This is a genomic window from Paenibacillus sp. FSL R10-2771 (assembly GCF_038000205.1).
GTDB classification, from domain to species: domain Bacteria; phylum Bacillota; class Bacilli; order Paenibacillales; family Paenibacillaceae; genus Paenibacillus_AQ; species Paenibacillus_AQ phytohabitans.
Window position 1 is genome coordinate 5,250,589 of record NZ_JBBOBM010000001.1, and the last position, 19,992, is coordinate 5,270,580.

12 protein-coding genes and 1 riboswitch are annotated in these 19,992 nt (G+C 56.8%); of the genes, 1 reads left to right on the plus strand and 11 read right to left on the minus strand.

Annotated features, from left to right (window positions below; genetic code table 11):
- Positions 1-40: 40 nt before the first annotated feature.
- The 11 genes from NSU14_RS22405 to NSU14_RS22455 form a co-directional block, all read right to left on the minus strand.
- Positions 41-1,462, minus strand: coding sequence for a flotillin family protein (locus NSU14_RS22405; RefSeq protein WP_039295561.1), 1,422 nt, complete (start codon positions 1,460-1,462; stop codon positions 41-43).
- A 22-nt stretch (positions 1,463-1,484) separates the two neighbouring features.
- Entirely contained in the window at positions 1,485-2,003 is a 519-nt protein-coding gene (locus NSU14_RS22410) for a hypothetical protein (protein ID WP_340947371.1), read from the minus strand.
- Positions 2,004-2,187: 184 nt separating this feature from the next.
- Positions 2,188-2,374: riboswitch (cyclic di-AMP (ydaO/yuaA leader) on the minus strand.
- A gap of 272 nt (positions 2,375-2,646) precedes the next feature.
- On the minus strand, positions 2,647-5,049 hold the full coding sequence (locus tag NSU14_RS22415; RefSeq protein WP_340947372.1) for a glycoside hydrolase family 88/105 protein: 2,403 nt from the start codon (positions 5,047-5,049) through the stop codon (positions 2,647-2,649).
- A complete protein-coding gene (locus NSU14_RS22420; RefSeq protein WP_256703765.1) occupies positions 5,046-6,242 on the minus strand; it encodes a hypothetical protein in 1,197 nt (398 codons plus the stop codon). The genes NSU14_RS22415 and NSU14_RS22420 overlap by 4 nt, the downstream gene beginning before the upstream one ends.
- A gap of 107 nt (positions 6,243-6,349) precedes the next feature.
- On the minus strand, positions 6,350-7,150 hold the full coding sequence (locus tag NSU14_RS22425) for a polysaccharide deacetylase family protein (RefSeq protein WP_076242585.1): 801 nt from the start codon (positions 7,148-7,150) through the stop codon (positions 6,350-6,352).
- Positions 7,151-7,721: 571 nt separating this feature from the next.
- Positions 7,722-8,417 carry a DUF1961 family protein gene (locus NSU14_RS22430; RefSeq protein WP_179093413.1) on the minus strand — a complete coding sequence of 232 codons (696 nt, stop codon included), beginning with the start codon at positions 8,415-8,417 and terminating at the stop codon, positions 7,722-7,724.
- Complete coding sequence (locus NSU14_RS22435; protein WP_256703740.1) at positions 8,414-11,281, minus strand: exo-rhamnogalacturonan lyase family protein; 2,868 nt, start codon at positions 11,279-11,281, stop codon at positions 8,414-8,416. The genes NSU14_RS22430 and NSU14_RS22435 overlap by 4 nt, the downstream gene beginning before the upstream one ends.
- Positions 11,282-11,400: 119 nt before the next feature.
- Positions 11,401-13,767, minus strand: a complete 2,367-nt coding sequence (locus NSU14_RS22440) for a helix-turn-helix domain-containing protein (RefSeq protein WP_076242584.1) — start codon at positions 13,765-13,767, stop codon at positions 11,401-11,403.
- Between the two features lie 89 nt (positions 13,768-13,856).
- Positions 13,857-15,464, minus strand: coding sequence for an extracellular solute-binding protein (locus tag NSU14_RS22445; RefSeq protein WP_042134944.1), 1,608 nt, complete (start codon positions 15,462-15,464; stop codon positions 13,857-13,859).
- Positions 15,465-15,498: 34 nt separating this feature from the next.
- Positions 15,499-16,383, minus strand: a complete 885-nt coding sequence (locus tag NSU14_RS22450) for a carbohydrate ABC transporter permease (RefSeq protein WP_039306771.1) — start codon at positions 16,381-16,383, stop codon at positions 15,499-15,501.
- A gap of 16 nt (positions 16,384-16,399) precedes the next feature.
- Entirely contained in the window at positions 16,400-17,368 is a 969-nt protein-coding gene (locus tag NSU14_RS22455; protein ID WP_039306775.1) for an ABC transporter permease, read from the minus strand.
- 244 nt (positions 17,369-17,612) lie between these two features.
- Here NSU14_RS22455 and NSU14_RS22460 point away from each other — a divergent pair, with 244 nt between their 5' ends.
- Entirely contained in the window at positions 17,613-19,601 is a 1,989-nt protein-coding gene (locus tag NSU14_RS22460) for a beta-galactosidase (RefSeq protein WP_340947373.1), read from the plus strand.
- The last annotated feature ends 391 nt before the right edge of the window (positions 19,602-19,992 follow it).

Sequence of the window (19,992 nt, forward strand, 5' to 3'; positions counted from 1 at the left end):
TTAACGAAAGAACGGCGGCTTTATTGCTGCTGTATATGAATTACTGCTCTTTATCCCGGCCAAGCAGTCCGCTGAGCGCTTCGGTCACATTCATACCGGTAAGCGTCTGGGTCAACTCAGGAACCTGGGCCATTATTTTGGCAATATCACCGGTAATTTTGTTCACGCCTGAGGTAGCTCCATCCTGGGAAATCACTGTAATCTTATCCACCTTGGCGAGCGGGGAAGCAATTTTCTCAGCCAGCTCCGGCAGGATTTTCAGGAATTCCACGGTAAGCGCAGCTTGTGTGAACTGTTTGTACGCTTCGGCTTTCTTCTCCAAGGCTCCCGCTTCCGCCGCTCCGGCCAGCTGGACAATCTCCGCATTCGCTCTCCCTTTCGCCAGCTCAGCTTCCGCCGTGGCCAGTCCGCGCTTGGTCGTTGTCGCTGCCTCGGCTTCCGCCTCAAGAATCTGCCGCTGCTTGGCGGCTTCCGCTCTCATGACCGTAGCCTGGTTCTCCGCCTGGGCAGGCTTGATCACCGTTGCCTCCAGCTCCCGCTGTCTCAGCTCGACTTCAATTTCCCGGACTGTGCGGTTGGCCTCCGCTTCCATCTGCGTGATTTTGACCTGTTCGGTAACGAGCGATTGCTTAATTTTGTTCTGCTGCAATTCATACGCAAGATCCGCCTGTGCCTTCTTCACTTCTGTCTCCAGCTTGAAATCCGCCTGCTTGATGTTCAGTTCCTTCTCAAACAGGGATTCCTTCGCGCGGGCGGCGGTTCCCGCTTCAATGGTGGCCTGATGCGCATTGGCTTTGGCAATGGAGGATTCCTTCTCCGCCTCGGCCTGCTTGATCTGAATGTCGCGTTCCGCTTCCGCCTTGGCAATGCTGGCATCGCGGCGGATGCGCTCAATTTCCGGAACCCCCATATTGTCGATATACCCTTTGTCATCCGTAATTTTCTTGATGGTGAAGCTGACGACCTCAAGCCCCATCTTGTCGAGGTCCTCCGAGCAGGTCTCCCTCATCTTGCTGTTGATTTCATCAGGCGTCTTTAGGATGGATTCCACCGTCAATTGCCCGATTAAGCCGCGCAGGTGGCCCTCCACCGAATGCAGGATAATCGTCTCGCGGTCTTCTTCCGGCCGGTCGATGAACTGCTCACTGGCCGTCAGAATAGCGGTGGGATCGCTTTTGATTTTTATCTGGGCGACCGCCTCCAGGTTGAGCTTGATGCCCTGCCGGGAGAACATCGCCTGCGCCGGAATGACATCGAAGCTCATCAGCATCATCGAGATGGTCTTATTGTTCTGGAAGCCGGGGATGACGAACGTACCGCCGCCCTGCACCACTCTTTTACCGCCGAGACCGTATACAATCATCGCCTGATTGGGCGGGACTTTTTTATAAGCGGTCACGATACTGAACAAAGCCAGCAGAATAACAACAACAATGCCCGAGATTAAATAAAGAATAACCATTTGGTCCGACACTCCCCGTCATTTATAATTCTCCGAATTCCCTCTCGAAGAGGGTTACTTCCGCCATTCCCTTATCCACCTTCAAAATAATCACCCTGTCGCCCCTCACAAGCTGCTGGCCGCTTGCTGCCCTCACTCCAATGGAGCGCATCGTTCCGTGCAGCACATATTTCATTTCCCCGGCTGTCCCATCTGCTGCAGGTACACTGATGTATCCAAGCTGCCCTGCCTGCTCATAATCCAATTCATTCATGCTGCTGTCATACCGGGTCATCACCCGGGCCAACACTGCATACATCAGACAACCTGTCAGCAAGGCAATCATGGTGCAGATCAGCACTACTGCATGCACGCCCATTCCGCTGAAGCGGATAAGCACATAACCGGAGCCGCCCCAGACTGTGACAAACACCATCAGCGGGAGTATAGGCACAAAGCCCGGCCCCCCGGCGTCACCGCCCCCCGCATGCAGATGACCCGTCAGGCCATGTCCGTGAAGTCCGCCGCTGAGGAGCAGGAGCAGTCCGACCCAGAAGCACACGATAAATATAGTTAAGATAACGATCACCTCCTTAGGCAGTTCAGATCACATTATAAATAGACTTTTACCGTTGTTATATGAATTGTTATTTTTGATTCAGACCGTCTCCCCCTGCTGCCTGCACAGCAAAAAGACCACAGCAGCAGCAGGGCTCTCCGTGGTCGGTTAATCGATCATGGCGCTCATCCTCTCTCTTCGAGGCTTACGGGGTTAGCTGACGGATTCGGGCAGCGAGATTGCCCTACCTTGCCGGAGCACCGTTACAGCATGCAGCAAGGATTCACCCCAGGCGTGCGGCCGCTATCTGTGCAAAAGCCGTAATCACCGTTGGTTCCCCCGTTCCCATTACTGGAATTCAGCCATTTGAGAACAGTTAAATTTCATTCGGTTGTTGATTTGAATCTTACGCCTGCAGCCATTTAATGTAAAACGCTACGGTTGACAAAAGAAGCCAAAAATGCCGTCCCTGCATGAATGAAGGCGCATTCTTTGCTTTCGCTCTTAAGCGGCCGATGATTTACTCCTTCTTGCTCCGATTCTCTGGAGCAGTGCTGTTCCATAGCAAAGAGGCTGTCTAGTAAGCAGTGAATCCGCTTGCTAGACAGCCCCGGCCGGCAAATATTATCAATACAGTATAATTTCATTATCGTTTCTGTGCTTCCAGCTCCCGCATAAGCTCCAGCGCTTCAATACCGGCCAGCAGTACTATGCCAATTCCGTGAGTATCGTTGAGCTGCCAGGTGAGCTGCTCCTTGTAATAGAGCTTATTGAAGGAGTAGCCTGATCCCCGGCAGACGCCGTAGACATTCCCCTGCTTGTCGATGCAGTATTCGGCAAGGGCGTGCCAGCCGCGTATTGCTGCAGCGGCGTAGGGTTGCGGCTTGAGCAGCCAGCCTCTGCGTACCCCTCTCGCGAAGGCATACACGAACATTGAAGAGCAGGATGCCTCCGCATAGGTTTCAGCATCCGTCAGAACTTGATGCCATAGCCCTGCTGCATCCTGTAGCCGCAGATACCCTTCACACAGCTCCCGGAAATAATCCAGCAGCTCCGGCTGCTGCGGGTGCTGCTCCGGCAGAATCTCCAGCAGCTCGGTCAGTGAGAACAGCACCCAGCCGTTGCCTCTGCCCCAAGGCACACCGTTCGGCTTGCCGAATTTATAGTCATAGACATGGTGCATAATGCCAAGCTCCGGCTGGAACAGCCGCGCGCGGTAATGCAGAAACTGGGCCACGGCGTCATCCAGATAGGCAGCATTGCCGGTCAGCTGATAGTACCGGACCAGAAAAGGGGTGCTCATATACAAATCATCACACCACATTGTTCCCTGCATGAAATCGGTCGTGCCCCGGGTGCGGTAGAGCGCACCCGCCTCGTCACGGGACTGTGTCCCTTGAATGTAACGGGCAATGTATTCTGCCGCCCCGGCTGCTCCAGGCAGCGGCTGCACGCTGTGCGCTGCCAGCATCGCCGCACCGAATGAGCCGCAATCATCCAGGGAGTCGATTAGCGCCAGCTGCTGATTAATTCCCGGAGCGCCGTAACGGCCCGTGTCCCAGAGTGAATATTCATGAAGCCGTGTGCACTGCTCAATATGGCCTCTGGTATAAGCGGTGTAATGGGAATCATCCAGCACTGTCCCTGTGCACAGCAGCCCGTATAACGTCACGCCCAGCGGATAATTCCAGCGTCCGTACAGCGTGCTCTCCAGATACGGCCTGACCGCTCCGCCGGGGCGGTCTACCCGCCAGAAGCAGCTCTCCGCCCCTTCCCCAAAGGGAGTATCCATCATAGCCGCCGCAGCAGCCTCCGGTGCAGCCGATGCAAGGAAGGTCCCCAGATACAGCCAGGGTCCTGCCTGCCCTTCCACAGGATGCGGCAAGACCAGGCTCACGGTGTCCGCTTCCGCTTCTCCCCCTGCGTCCGCCGCTTCCAGCCGGAAGCCCCAGTCCGGGCCATCGCAGACGGCCTCGACCAGCAGATCATGGCTGCCGAAGCCCAGCGGCAGCACACATTCAAGCCCGGCACTCCCCCCGGGCTGGATGGCGGCAAGCCTGCCATCCACATAGACCCGGAGTGCCGCCACGTCCCGGCTGCGGAGGCTCAGCCGGGTGTCAGTGAAGCCCGGCGCTGTCACCGCCAGCCGGCTCCAGGCCAGCGCCTTCGCGCCGGGAACCTCGCCGAAGATACGCGCGAGATTCCCGGCGCAAGCCACGGTATCCGGCCATCCGGCCTGCGGATACCAGGCACAGCGGGACGCGAGCGCCGCTTCGGCCGCGCCGCTGCGGAATGCGCTTTGCAGCGGCTCCGCCTGGAGTGCTGCTGTTCCTCCTTGAGGAACGCCGGCGCGCTCGCACTCCGGCTGCAGCATCCATCTGCTCTGCTGCGGCGCGCTGTAAATCCAGCCCTCACAGCCGCTGCGCCCGGCTGTCGGGGCCAGGAAATGCAGCGGTGCGCCTTTCACGCTGCCCGTGCCGAAGATGCCGCCGCAGCCCGTGCCGACTGCGGTAAATTCCAGCAGCACATGGTTCCAGCCCTGGCTTAGCCCGGTCCGGAAGTAGGCCCTGCGGTCCGGAAATACATCGTCGTTCAGATTGGACTGGAACACGGCGGAGCCATTGACATAGACCGTTACCGGACCGAAGCAGCTGACAGCCAGCGGGATATCGCTCTCTGCTTCGCTCCACAGCTTGCCCCAGACATAGACAAATTCCCCGTCCTGCAGCTCCGGCAGCCGTTCCTTCAGATTCATCTCATACCGGCAGTCGGATAGCCGCGGAAAGCTGTCCTCCAGATGCACCCGGTACACCGGAGGCTGCGGCGGATTGGCACCGATATAGCGATTGGCTACGATCGCAAGCACGGATTCGGTATGCTCTCCAGCCGTACGCACGATAGAATTCTGCGGATCAAAATATGCCGGAACACCAGCCTCCACAGTCTTGCTGTTCTTCACAGTCCCGCCAGCCTCCACAGTATGCCCGCTCTTCGCTGCCTCACCACTCTTCACCGTCACCCTTCCATTGCCTGCCTCACCGCCTATCACAACGCCACCTCACCGCCGGGATAGAGGGTGGAGCTGTACAGCCGCTTGGGCTGCGGCAGCTGCCGCCCGGGATGCACCGCCTGCAGCGGGAGCGGTTCGCCGGCATAGACGGCCGCAAGCTCATCCGTATAAATAATGACCTGCTCGGTCCCGCTGCCCAGCAGGTCCCCATGCACGGCGTATCCCTGCTCGGCAAACCGGGCAACGATATTCATATAGCCGTCATAGAGCGCGGGAAGCACAGCTTCGCCCCGGCGGTAAGCCAGAATATAATCCGGCGCATCCTTCCAGAAATGACTTACGGCTTCAACGATCGTCAGCCAGCCGTCCGTGGTGCGCTCTTCCTTCCACAGCTCCTGACCGGACTGGTCCAGCAGAAACATCGCATCTTTACCGCGCAGGCCCTTGCCGTCATCTTCACGGACCATACGGTCGAGACCGGCAATCTGCAGACCCGGCAGGTCGGGACGGAACCGTCCGAGCGCCAGATGCTGCGATTCAATGGAGCCTTCATACCGCCACAGCTCATGCCCGTCACGGTCATACATCACCGTCACACTGCCGCCGATCACCAGCTCCGGCACTCCGTCTCCATTCACATCGCCGACCCACAGACAATCCGCATGATCCTCCAGATCATGGCAGCTCCACAGCCGGTTTCCGTCCGCATCCAGCAGATCATATCCGGCCATGATCTCATCACGCCCGTCTCCGTCAAGATCGAACACCCACGGATAATGCCCCACATTGCCCTGATGGGTCCAGAGCAATTCGAAGCTGGAGTTCAGTGCCCACAGCTGATGATAGCGGTCTTTGAGGATAATGTCGGAAGGATGTCCGCTGCCCTTCAGGTCGGCAATAATGATACAGTCATGGGCTTCCTTGGCCGGTAGCGGATGGACCGACTTGACCTTGCCCGTCGCCCCCTCCAGAATCTGCAGCCGGTCATCCATCACACACAGCACCTCAAGCGCGCCGTCTCCGTCAATATCGAAGATTTGGGCCGGATAATCCGACCCTGAGCTGCCTGCACCATTATCCGGCTTCCCGGTCTGCCACAACAGACGGCCCTCCAGATCATAGGCAGTCAGGCACTGCACCTGATGCGGAATATAACGGACATCCTGGCGGTTATCCGGCTGAACCAGCAGCAGCTCTGCCCTGCCGTCCCCGTCCAGATCACCGAGCAGCATTTTACATCTTGGACCGGCGGCTGAAATATCGATTCCGGCCAGCCGGTGCAGCGATTGATTCGTTTTTTTCACAGTAATTCCTCCTTATCTCTATCCCAGTCCTGTAATCAGCCTAACTCCACAGTCTGTCCTCCAGGCACCCCGACCACAGTTCCGGCAACCTCCAGCCAGACGGCAGCAGCTCCCGGATTGTATACAAAATCCCGTGCGGCAGAAAAAATCAGCCCCCGGCAGGCCTTCATATAATGAACCAGCTCCAGGTTGCTCACATACCAGATGTCGTCCCGGCCGCCGGCCATGGCACAGAAGCGCTCCATCAGCTCCCAGTTGTTATCATTGTCGAATTCGTAGCTATGGCCCCACACATACATCAGATAGAGATACTGGCGCTTATGCAGTCCTATAAAAGTCTCCCCGTGGGCAAGCAAATCCCGGTTATGGTGACAGGTGGCCTGCCACTCCAGCCAGTCCTCCGGGAGGGCGAAACCGCCGCTGCTCTGGACAGTACGGGCATATTCGATGCCCAGATGGGGCAGCAGCCCCTTGATCTCTGCCGTATAGGACCCGTTCGGATAAGACATTCCGCGGACCGGCTGGCGGATTAGCCCTTCCAGTACTTTGCGGTCCTCCATAATATCCTCAACGATATACTCCTGCGGGCAGCGTGCCAGGGTCGGATGGCTCCGCGTATGCGCGCTGACTTCATGACCGCGGTACAAGGCGGCGACTTCCTCTGCCCGAATGCGGTCCCCTTCTCCAAGCAGTCCCGAATTCAGGTGAAAGCTACCCTTGATTCCGTGCATGTTGAACAGGCCGACCAGCCGTTCATCTGCCCGTCTGCCGTCGTCATAGCTCATCGTCAGCGCCTTATGCCGGCCTTGCGGATAGCAGTAATACACTCCAGACATTACGGTTAAGCCTCCTTTACATATGAAAATGAAGATCTATATAAGACACACTTAGGATCTGAACTATATGGCTTGAACTTGTAAAAGACTTCCTCTGCAGAACCTTGCGCTAGCAGGTCTGTTGAGTGTAATAATGAGGAGCAGATAGCAGTTATAGAATGATGGCCAGTTGATGGACGCCCCCCCTTGCGGAGCAAGGATTTCGTCCATGCAGCAAGTCAGATTCTTAAGCTCACTCTATATAGTTGTATTTCCTGCACTTAAAAGACGGCAAAACACGGGTTTTGCCGGGTTAACTGTATTCTGTACAATTAAAAATGGCGAAACGTCTTCTTTTCCAAATATGAGTACTTTTAACTGCATGAAATACAATTAAAGCTCTCGCAGTGCAATAATCGATCGCTTTAGTTGCACAAAATACAGTTAAAGCTTAGGCCCTAAGGGAGCGTCACAGAAAGCCAGCATTTCAAGCAAGGAACCCGGTGCTAATACGAAAGATTACCGGTTCAATCCTCCTGCAGTGCGAAATTTCCCCTATCGCCTCTTTTTTTCTTTTCGTTCCGCCGGGCAATCAAGGAGCATAGACAACCAGATCACTATACTCTGCAATCAGCGGTGCCATTTGCCGGAAGCCGATTCTGCCGCCTGCCAGCAGCGGGCCGAAGGACGAACCGTCATCCACCCAGTGCAGCAGCGGCAATCCGTCCACGGCAAAGGTCACCGCAGGACCCTGCTTCACGACCAGCATGCGGTAGGCTCCGGTCATATCGGCAACATCCGGCAACGGATCAGCGCCTTGCGCGACAAGGTGGAAGCCGTAGCTTTTGCGCAGATTGCAGGTGTGAAAGGACCGCTCCTCTTCCCACATCCGGCGGAAATATGAGATGTGGAAAGCATTCATCTCCCCATGATGGTACTGGTCATACTCCCCCGTGCGGACCGGCAGGGACGGATCAAACAGATCCTTGCCCCCGGCGCCGACAGCAGCGAAGAACAAAATAGCCAGTCCGGGTTCCCGCAGCGGGCGGAACTTCCACGATACCGCAAGCTCCGCCGGACAAACCTCCGGGCACCAGAAGACCACATTCGCCTGCTGCCCTTCTTTTGCATCCCGTTTACTCTCCAGCCTTAAACGTCCCTGCGGAAAGGTAACTATGCCGTCGCCTTCCATCCGGAAACCTTCCACATGCCCGGGTCCTTCCAAAGTATTGCGGTAGATCTCCCGCCAGCCTTCCGGAATCAGCGTCAAGTCCTGCTGCGCAGTCACTCAGCCGCCACCGCCTTTCCGGCATCCGCCTCTGCTCCTGCTCCCCGCTCCGGAAGAGCTTCAGCAATCAGCTCCAGGGCAATGATCGTGTTCAGCGACCACTGCGAAGCTTCATTCGTATTCATCCAGCCGATCTCATGGAGCGGTTCCAGGTAAGTAACCAGCGTCTGCTCTGCCTGAAGGTCAACGGCTCCGAACGGATTCTCCAGCAGGATGTTCCAGCAGCGTTCAGCAGTAGCCCGGTCATCCTTGTACCATGCGCCATAGGCAGCAATAGCCACACTCAGCACCGGATGCTCAAACCGCAGCCTGCCTGTAATCGCTCCTCTGGTAATGACATCCTTCTCTTCCTGAGGCAGGTTGTAGAACACGCCGAATTCCGCGAGCATATCCTCCCACTCCGGGTCCTCCAGCATCATCGCCAGCTCGAACCATACCTGCGGCCCGCCCATGCTGATCGCCAGATGCCGTCCCCAGTTGTCATCACCCATAGCGCTCAGAATTCCCGTCTTAGGGTCGTAGCCATAGGTTGGACCGGAGATCAGCCGCAGATTGGCCGCTTTGATACAGTTGATTCCCATTATGATTTTGTCGCGGTACGCCGTATCTTCATACCGTTCCCAGCGGGTCATCCAGTTGGAGCTGAACGCCGCCCAATCCGGACCTACCCGCACATGGGTCGGAAATTCATCCTTCGGAAAATAAGCCCGCATCGGGTCCAGCGTCACCGTGGAATAATCCGCATCCTTCACACTGTCCATGATGTCGCCGGTCCGCTCATCGCCGGTCAGATAATAGTAGTAGCGGTGCAGTCCGGCCATAGCTATCCGTGCTTCCTTGCAGCCGCAGCCCCAGTGCACGACATTATGCCGTGAGCCAAGGCCCGCATATTCCCCGAAATGATAAACATCCACCTCGCTGGTATGCCGGGTCATCGCTTCCGCCATACGGAATAGATCTGCGCGCCCGGTCCGCAGGAAGCTGAGCCACAGCCACATATTCGGCACCAGCTCGGCATTCTGCCAGGCGCAGCCGCCCAGATCGTAATTCCAGACATGGCGGACCGGATCATAGCTGTGCATGAAGTCGCCATAATCCCAGAAGCCGTACCATTTCCGCTGCCCGATCTCCGACTGGTAAAAGGAGAGGATGCCGTCCAGCCGGTCCTCCAGGCAGGCCTTGGCCGGTGTGCTCCGGTCCGGCAGGCTCCACAGGCCGAACGCCCGGCTGCGGTGATAATACTCCGGAGCGCAGACCAGCAGCGCCGGTTCATCCGCTTCCTGCTGCATCTGCAGCAGCTGTGCAGTTCCCGGCGTTTCCGCGGTGCACCACAAGGTCAGCTCGTTGGTGCCCGCAATACCGTACGGTGTAGCACGCAGTTCATCTGCGCCTTCGTAGGAGGACTCCACATGCGTCTTCGTATCGTAGTGGCGCAGGTCCATGGCCGGAACCTCCGGCGACCAGAACCAGACCGTTAACGCTGCTTCACTGCCGGAGGTGCCGGTAATCTCCAGCCCTGACGGGTGCTTACGCCAGAAGTTCTTCACTCCGGCGGCCAGACCGCCGCATTCCGAGCCGACATAGCTTAGCCCTCCTGCCCGCCGGCCTTCTGCCCCCTTAATCCAGGTGCAGCCCGCCCCTGTCCGCTTATGGATTACATAATGCTCGGACGAATCCTGAACGAGCTTGAAGCTGTCCCATACTGCAGAATCCTGAAGCAGTCCCGTGAAATAAGCATCCTCCCCCGGGTCAAACTGCTGGAGCTTTCCTTCCAGCTGCCCGGCGAACATGACGGCGTATTTGCCTTTGGTCCTGCGGGTATGAAGCGTCTTGGGCGACTCGCTGAAGATTCCTTCACTGCCACCCAGCCGGACATGGCGGTTGTACAACGGACCGCTTAGCGGCACCTTGAACACGATGCCCAGCCCCTTAATGAAATCCTGCTGCGGATTGCCGTCATAATGAAAGGTATGCACCAGCCGGATGGAATCCAGCCCGGCATAGAAGTATAGCCGCAAAGTATAAGGAAGCCATTCTCTGGCTCCCCTCACACTTCTATGCCTGCCTTCCAGCCGAACCACAGCACGCAGCGGTCCGGCTTCTTCCAGGCTTGCCCTGCGGGTCACGCCTGTAAAGCGTTCCTGCCGCAGTGTTAGCTCACCGCTGAGCGTATCGCGCTGCTCGCGGAGGCAGACCAGCTCACTTCCGCTGCACAGGAGCTGCTCTGAGCGGCAACCCTGCTGCTCCAAGCCAGCATCCGCGCCCATACCTGCACCTGCAATCGCACCTGTATCTGCGCCCACATCTGCACCTGCACCCGCACCTGCATCCGCCCCAACATCTGCACCTGCACCCGCACCTGTATCCGCGCCAACATCTGCACCTGCACCCGCAGACAACGCCGCACTTTCAACAGCCTCCGCAGCTCCGGAATATCCATGATCGCTGCCGGAACCTCCGGATTCCTCCGGAGCCCGGCGGATAATCCGGGAGATTGGTCCCGCCCCCCGCTTGCCCACGGTACACAGGATGGTGCCGGTATCGACAATATAGGCTTCTTCTGTTTCTTGAACGGACACCTGCAGGGCTGCCGGCATATCCCCCGGCACTGCAGACCGCTCCAGCGTATAACCCTCCGTACTCCCGTCGGGGCATACGGCCGAATGAAACGACCACTTGATGCTGCCGTCCGGCCAATAGGCGGCAGGGCGGCTCTGCAGCGGCAGACTGGAACCTTCCCCCGTCCCGTTAAGACATAGGGCGGACAGGTCCCCGCGCTTCAGTTCTCCCTTGGACCAGGGTACGCCCCAGGTAACCCCCGCAGCAGCAGCTGGCTGATTCAACCAGCGTAATTGTATTGGCATGGCTGAGGACAAAACGGTCATCTCCTTATGTGACATCACCGATCACAGAGACTAATGATCCGAGCCGGAGAAAGCTGCTTATTCGTGTACGGCAAATGAGAAGCCCTTTGGTACCTGTCTCACCTGATTCCGTTCTCCTTCTCCCCTTCATGCCGGCTCAGTTCACGGTAGCGTGTCGGAGTGATGTCCTCCTGTTTTTTGAATATCCGGTTAAAATAGCTCTGCTGATAGCCGACCTGCTGGGCGACATCGTTCATTTTCAGATCCGTATCGCGCAGCAGCTCCTTGGCTTTGTCCAGCCGCAGCTCTGTTAAATAATCAATAAAATTAATTCCGGTTACCCGTTTAAAGGACTTGCTGAGCAGAAAAGGGCTGGTTCCCGTATAATCCGCACAGCTGTCCAGCGAAATATTGTCCATATAATGCTGCTGAATGTACAGCATGGCCTGTTCAACCGTCCGCCGGATGCCGGCGTCAGAACGTTCGCACAGCTCCTTCAGGAAGGGGGCCACCACATGCCCGCGGAACCACGAGAGGATCAGGCCCGGCTCATGAATCTGTGACAGGCTTGCATACAGGTTCTTGCCCTTGAACAGCTGATTCGGGGCAATCCCTGCCTCAAGCACCGCATGCAGGATCGCGCCGAGCAGATGCAGCATTCCCTGCTGCACGTCAATGACCTTCGCGCCGCCCTCGGACAGCGTCTTCAGGAACTCCTCCAGCAGCCGGTCCGCCTCTTCCGCTTCGCCGGTACGCAGCGCCTGAATCAGGCCGCGCTCCAGCGCGAACGAATACTGCGGCAGCTGCGTGCCTTGCCCTTCCCGTTCCAGCTGCTCCAGGCTGATCACCTGGTTCCCGCCTCCATATCTGCGGTGACTGGCTGCCTGCTTCGCCGCTTCGAACGAGCGCGGAATGCCGGAGATGCTGTTCACCTCTGCACTGTACGCTACAGTTGCCTGCAGCTTAAGCATCCGGTTGATCGTGGCTGCCAGTTCTTCACCGAAAGCCTGAACCCGCTCCGGCTCCGGGCCGCTTCCCTGCTCAATCAGCAGAATGCCCGACGTAAGGTCATGCAGATTAACGGTCTCAGCCCGCCCGAAATGCTCAGCAGCCAGTTCGCCGATAATGTTCACCGCCGCGAAGGACACCAGGCTCTCGTCACCGCTGCGGAACTTGGCCTCCAGGCTGGAGATTCCTGTAAGCTGAATATACAGCACTACAAAAACGCAATTGTCCACTTCCCACTTGTATTGCTTCATCCGGCTAAGCAGATCCTGTTCGGAATAGGCATACAGATAACCCTGGAACAATTGATGCAGAAAGCTCTGCTGCACATGCGGAAGCTGCTCCGAAAGCGTGTATTGGAGGGCATGCCGCTGCCCGTGAAGATTCTGCCAGTGCCGCTCAATCAGCGTCATCTCGTCCACCCGGCCCCCGGAGGCCGCATGCTCGGGAAGCAGCGTCTGCAGCAGGCGGCGGACAGGCGAGTAGATTTTGCGGGAAGCAATCCAGGAGAGGACTGCCGCAAGCAGCAGCGCGCACAAGCTGACCAGGATGATCATCCGGGATAACCCCACCACCGGTGAAGTCACACTGGATATCGGAGAAGCCGACACATACATCCATTCATTCGCAATCCGGGAGAAATCGCCGTAGGTCACCGCGAAAGTAACTCCGTCCCAGTCATACAGGAACGATGTGCTGTCTTTAATGCCTCTGTCTGCTATCGCCTTCTGCAGCGCAGTAACAAACGGTGTGGCTGCATCGATCCCGTTCCCGGAGATGAACAGGCCCCCGGACTTTTGCTGCATGAATACTTCCCCCGTGTTGTACGGGGTCATGGTCCGCAGCATGGCGGATACCTTCTCTGTGTCCATCCGCAGCAGCAGTGCCCCGAAGGGCTCCAGGCTTCCGCCGGGAATATGATGCACCAGTGTCAGCTCCTTCTGCTCCGGCTTGGCCGGATCAAACGCCCATTCCGTCCAATAGGTGCTGCGCTCCTGCTCCAGCAGCTTCCCGTACACTGCATCTTCTTCGGGCGCCAGTGTCCCGTATTCCGTGCCGAACAGCACCGGCTGATCGCCCGCCAGGTACAGCTCCACCTGCCGCGCCATCGAATTCGAGCCCTGCATGACCACCAGGGTTTTGGTAATATCCCAGGCCCGTTCATGATTCAGGGTGAAATCCATGTTGCTCAGGCTGTAGTCGAACTTCGGCTCGAACGCCCAGTGGGCCAGCATCAGCTCCAGATTGGACAGCTGGTCATTAATGTTGTCCGCACGCTGCTCGATCTGGCGGTTATGCATACCCAGCAGCTCCTTCTCCAGATTGCCCCCTGCCATAAAGTACACCAGAGACCCGATGATCAGGCCGGGGATAGACGAAACGATCAGCACAATAATGAGATTATTGCGGTAATACCGGCCCTTCCGGCCGGTACGCCCCCCTGTATATCCCTTTCGTTCCCCTGCCGTTCCATTCTCCATATCATTCACCAGCCGAATCCATAGTTTAGAGTTGCAGCCTTACGGCTATAACGGGTATAAACCGGCTGGTGCCTGGAGCAGTGCCGGACTTACTTGCCCGTCTTCGAGTACAGTTCGTTCATTTCATTCACAAGCTCGTCCCCGCCTGTCTTCCGCCATACCTCAAAAGCTGACTTCAAGCCTGCTTCGTCAATCTGGCCGACAATGAACTTAATGCGCGCATCATTGATTACATTATCCAGCTGCGAGCCTTTTTGCGTATATACTGCAGAGATCAGCGCTTCGGCAGGATTGGTCACAATCGTCGCTTCATTAGCCTTCTGTACCTCTGTCTGCTTCAACCGCAGGGCAGTCTGCTTCACCAGCTTCGCCTTGTCCTCCGGAATGAACGGCAGCATCTGGTTGAGACCTTCCACTTCCGATTCCAGCAGAACCGTATCGCCTGAGCGTTCAATATATCCGTCCACCAGATTATAATGGACACCTTCAATTCCGTAGTTCAGCATCGTCTGCAGATCCTCTTCGTTGAGCCGGTCCAGGAAGGTCAGCACCTGCTTCAGCTCTGCTTCAGTCTTGACCGACGACTTCGGTATAGCCAGCATGCCGGAGAAACCGGAAGTCGGAAGGGTATGCAGTGCTCCGTCCGTTCCTGTCACACCGCCGATGACATCCATATAATGACGGTCAGGCTCATCCGTGCCTTCCTTCTGGAGTGCAGCATGAATCTTGTCATCGAGCCGTGCCCCGTTGTCCACCACATCGACAATGACACCGGCCTTGTTGTTGACCACCGGATCATTCCACTTCGAGCTGTCCATCACCGCGAAGTCGGAGTTGATCAGCTGCTCATCATACAGCTTTTTCATAAACTTAAGCGCTTCCAAGTACTGCGGATATTCATGCTCAGGAACCAGCTTGCCATCCTGTACGCCCCATTTGTTCGGGGAACCGAACCACAGCTTGATTGTATCGAAGCCGCTGGCCCATCCGCCGGTCCACTTCACCAGCACCATGCCGTAGGTATCCGCCTGACCGTTGCCGTCAGGGTCCTGTTCTTTGAACGCTTTTAGCATATTGTAGAAATCATCCACGGTCTGCGGAGCTTCAAGCCCCAGCTTCTCCAGCCAGTCCTTGCGGAAAACCACGCCGTTGCGGCCCAGCGCCCGTCCTCTGTAGATTCCATAGTTCTTGCCGTCGATGGCTGAGTTGCTCAGAATAACTTCCTTCGCTCCGCTCAGATTCGGATAATCCTTCAGGTACGGACCTACCTCCCAGAAAGCGCCCGATCTTGCCGCATTCACGAAACTTGAGGCTTTGACATCGCCCACATAGATAATGTCAGGCAGCTTGCCGGAAGCCAGCGTGATATTAAATTTGTCGGTATAGGAAGCGTTCGGCACCCATTCGAAATGGATCTTGGTGTTCGTCAGCTCCTCGAGCTTAGCGGCAACCGGACTGCCGTCCTTCGGATAATTCGTTTTGAAAATCGGCAGCATCAGCGTCAGATCCAGCGGTTCTGCAGCTTCAGCTCCGCCAGGCGCATTTCCTTCACTTGAGGCAGATTCCTTCTGCCCTGCAGCATTATTCTCCTTATTGCCGGCACAGCCGGTGAATACACTTAAAATCATAATAGCAGCTAGTAACATAAACAACCATCGTTTCAAATGTATGGAACCTTCTTTACGCGCAATCTTCATTACTTAGCCTCCCTTTGTATGTTGGCATACCCTTTTACCCTTTAACCGAACCGAGCATCACCCCTTTGGCAAAGTGTTTTTGCAGAAACGGATAGACGCACATAATCGGCAGTGTGCCGACCACGATAACTGCCATTTTGATCGACTGCTCAGGCGGCTGTACGAAATTCGGGTCCATCGAGCTGAGATCACCAGCTGCCGACTGGGACAGCATAACGATCTGGCGCAGCATCACCTGCAGCGGCCACTTGGACGGATCATTAATGTAGAGCAGCGCCGAGAAGAAGTTATTCCAATGCCCGACCGCATAAAAGAGAGTGAACGTCGCCAGCACGGGCTTGGAGAGCGGCAGTACGATTTTCCACAGCAGCCCCAGCTCGGTACAGCCGTCGATGCGGGCTGCCTCCTCAATCTCGACCGGAAGCTCCTGGAAGAAGTTTTTGACGATAATCAGATTGAAGGCGCTGATCGCACCCGGAAGAATTAACGCATTCAGCGTATCCAGCAGCTGCAGCTCGCGGATCACCAGATAGGTGGGAATCATCCCGCCCCCGAACAGCATGGTGAAAATAACCAGATTGAGGATTACATTGCGGCCCATCAGATAACGTTTGGCCATCGGATACGCCATGGTTACTGTGAAAAACAGATTGACCGCCGTACCGATCACCGTCACATACAGCGATACCCCGATACTTCTTACAATGGTATCCGTGGAGAAAATGAACCGGTAGGCATCAAACGAGATCGTAGTCGGAATCAGAAAGACAGCGCGTTTCGTAATTTCCGCCTCGGTTGCGAATGAACCGGAGACCACGAACAGAAACGGCAGGATTGCGGCAATTCCGATAACTCCCAATACAAAATAATTAAATACGTCAAACGTAATCTCTCCGGGGCTCTTATAATGTTTAGCCACGCACACAGCCTCCCTCTCAATAAAGTCCCGATTCGCCCGATTTCTTGGCGAGCCAGTTGGTGCCGAGCACCAGTACAACCCCTATCACCGATTTGAACAGTCCGACTGCGGTGCTGTAGCTGAACGCCCCCTGTGTGATCCCTAGTGCATATACGTAGGTATCAAACACCTCGGCCACCTCACGGTTCAGCGCATTCATCATCAGATAAATCTGCTCAAACCCATTATCCAGAATGGTTCCCATCCGCAGAATCAGCAGAATGACAATGGTGCTGCGGATCGCCGGCAGCGTAATATGCCAGGTCTGGCGCCAGCGGCTGGCCCCGTCTACTACGGCTGCTTCATATTGCTCAACATCAACACCGGCCAGCGCCGCCAGGAAGATAATCGTCCCCCAGCCGCATTCCTTCCAGATGGTCTGCAGGATGATCAGCGGGCGGAACCAGTCGGGGCTGGCCAGGAAATCGATCTTGCTCCCGGTCACGGAGTACAGGAATTCGTTGACAGCACCGCCCTGTGTAGTCAGGAATACATACGATATACTGGCGACGATGACCATGGATATGAAATGCGGTACATAAATCATCGTCTGAATCGTCCTTTTATAGAAGGACAGCCGGACTTCATTCAGCAGCAGGGCAAGTATGATCGGGGCCGGAAAAAAGAACACCAGATTATACAGCGACAACACGAGTGTATTGCGCAGCAGCATGAAGAAGTCAGGATTCTGGAAAAACGTGCGGAAATGCTCAAGACCGACCCAATCGCTTTTCCAGAAGCCCAGAAAGGGCTGATAATCTTTAAACGCGAGCAGCACTCCCCACATGGGTACATATTTAAATACGAGAAAATACAGGAGTCCCGGGGTCAGCAGGATGTAGAGCCATTTGTCCCGCTTCAGACGTCTGAAGCGCAGCTCCCGCCTGCTGCGGTAGGTTGCAGCAGCATGTATATCTGCTGTCCCTATTGCCGCTCCTTGCTTCATTACATTCACCTCCACATAGATAAGCAGCCTTGCGTTGCCGTGCCTTGGCTGCGCTTCCTATTATGGTTTCAGCAGATTTTTCCGGCAATCGGACTTTTTGGACAGGGGCCTGTCCTGCCCTGATCCGCTCCGCTACAATAAAGTGCAAAGCCGGCAAAACTTTACTATTGCCTGCTGCACGGGGGGCAACTATGATGCCGGGAGACCAAAACGCTCATAATGGGCTCCCCGGGAGGTAAAGCAAGTGAATCATAAGCTATATTACGGCGCTGCATGGTACCCCGAGCTCTGGGGGGAAGCTGAACGGAAGCATGACCTTCAGCTTATGAAGGAAACCGGCATCAATCTCGTCCGGATGGGTGAGTTCATCTGGTCGGAGCTGGAGCCGGAGGAAGGCTCCATTGATATCCGGCCCTTCGCTGAGCATATCCGGCAGCTGCATGCCTACGGCATCGACACCATAATGTGCACCCCGACGGCCACTCCGCCGGTCTGGCTGACACACGGGCACCCGGAACGCCTGGTCATCAGGGCGGACGGGGCGGTTATGGGCCATGGGTCCAGGCAGCATGTCTGCACGAATCACCCTTATTTCCGGCAGCGGGCTGCGATAATCACCGAACAGCTGGCAAAAGAGCTGGGGCAGCTGCCGGGTCTGGTCGCCTGGCAGCTCGATAATGAACTCAAGGCACATGTGTCAGAATGCATGTGCGGGACCTGCAAGTCACTATGGCATGAGTGGCTGAAGAGCCGCTACGGCAATATCGGGAAGCTGAATGAAGCCTGGGGAACGGGAGTCTGGAGCCAGACCTATCAGCAATTTGATCAGGTGCCGCAGCCGGTGGCTACTCCCTTCCTGCATAACTCATCTCTTGTAACCCTGTACCGCCTGTTTCAGATGGAGACAACCGCCGGATTCGCGGCTGAGCAGGCAGCGGTTCTCCGCCGCTATTCGCCAGCTCCCATAACCCATAACAGCAGCGTCGCTTTCCACGTGGACAATGAACAGCTGTTCCGGGAGCTCGATTTCGCCTCGTACGACACCTATGCCTCCCAGACCAATAAGCACGCCTATCTGCTGAACTGTGATCTCTGGCGTAATATCAAGCCCGGACGGGATTTCTGGCTGCTGGAGACCAGCCCGGCCTATGCCGGTTCGCTCATGAGCTACGGCGAACCCCATCCGGACGGCTATCTCACCGCTGAGGCTGTGTCTGCCTATGCGTTGGGGGCAGGAGCCTTCTGCTATTGGCTGTGGCGGCAGCAGCGCACCGGCAGCGAGCAGACGCACAGCTCCATCGTCAGCGCCTGGGGGCAGCCTGCGCTCGGCTATGACAATGTGCGGGAAGCCTCCGCAGCGCGTCTGCTGATCGAGCCGCACCTGCTGGCTACCCGGCCGGTGCAGGCCGAGGTCGCAATTACCTACTCGGACCGGACCAAGGCGTACCTGGCGACGGAGCCGCACCGGAAGCTAAGCTACCGCTCCCTGCTGGGGGACTACTACAAGCGGGTACTCGATATGGGCATACACCGTGACCTGCTGCCCGAAGGCGGAGAGCTTAGCGGCTACAAGCTGCTGTTCACCCCTTTTGTGCATTATCTGTCACCGGAATATATGCAGAAGGCTCTCAGCTTTGCAGAGGCTGGCGGCATCTGGATCGCCGGTCCGCTGAGCGGAGGCCGCACAGCCGACCATACCCTGCATACCGATGCTGCACTGGGCGGGTTGGAGCGCATCGCCGGGGTAAACACCAGATATGTCTACCCGATGGAGGGAACGGGCAGCATTGGCGAGGCCTTCGGCCTCTCCGCACCGCTGTCCCTGTGGAGCGCGGTCTTCGAGCCGCTGCCGGGCGGTGCAACCGTGACCGGCAGGATCACGGCAGGCCGGACGCCGGGCCTGGCCTTCCTGACCGAGCAGCCCTATGGCCGAGGAGCCATCGTAATGCTCGGCTCCCTGCCCTCCGGAGAAGCGGGGGACAAGCTGCTGTGCGCGCTGATCGATCATTATGCAGCCCGGGCCGGTGTGACTCTGCGGAGCGATGTCACCGCGGGGACGGTCGTCTGTCCAAGACACGGAGCGTCCGGTGAACTATGGACGATCGTGAACATGGACGGACTCGGAGGCAGTGTAACCCTGCCGCGGGGCGGACAGGATGTGCTGAGCGGTGAGCACGTGCCAGCCGGTCCGCTGACGGTCGGTGCTTACGGGTACAGACTTATTGCGTTGTAGGCAAGAGGTGCCAAATGGGAGGGGGAGAATTCATCCGGGCTGGAGCTGCTCCTATCTGAAACCGGCAGTAAGCAGCAGAGTTTACTGCCACTCCTCAGCCTCCTCAGCCTCCTCAGCCTCCTCAGGCCCAGGCCCTAATCGCACATCAGCTGCTCTGGCGGACTCACAATCCGCTAATCGGGCCCATCAGGCTGAATTGCGGGATAAGCGGACTCAGATTCCGTTAATGGGCCAGCTGGCCATCATTTTGGGCACGAATGAACAGGATAGGTGATTCTCAGTCCGCTTCGGCCTCAATATTAGGGTTTTCCGGGAAATAAGCGCTTTTCAGTCCACTTCACTCTGCTGACGACCACTTGCTCCAGCACACTGTACCTTATCTTCGCAATCC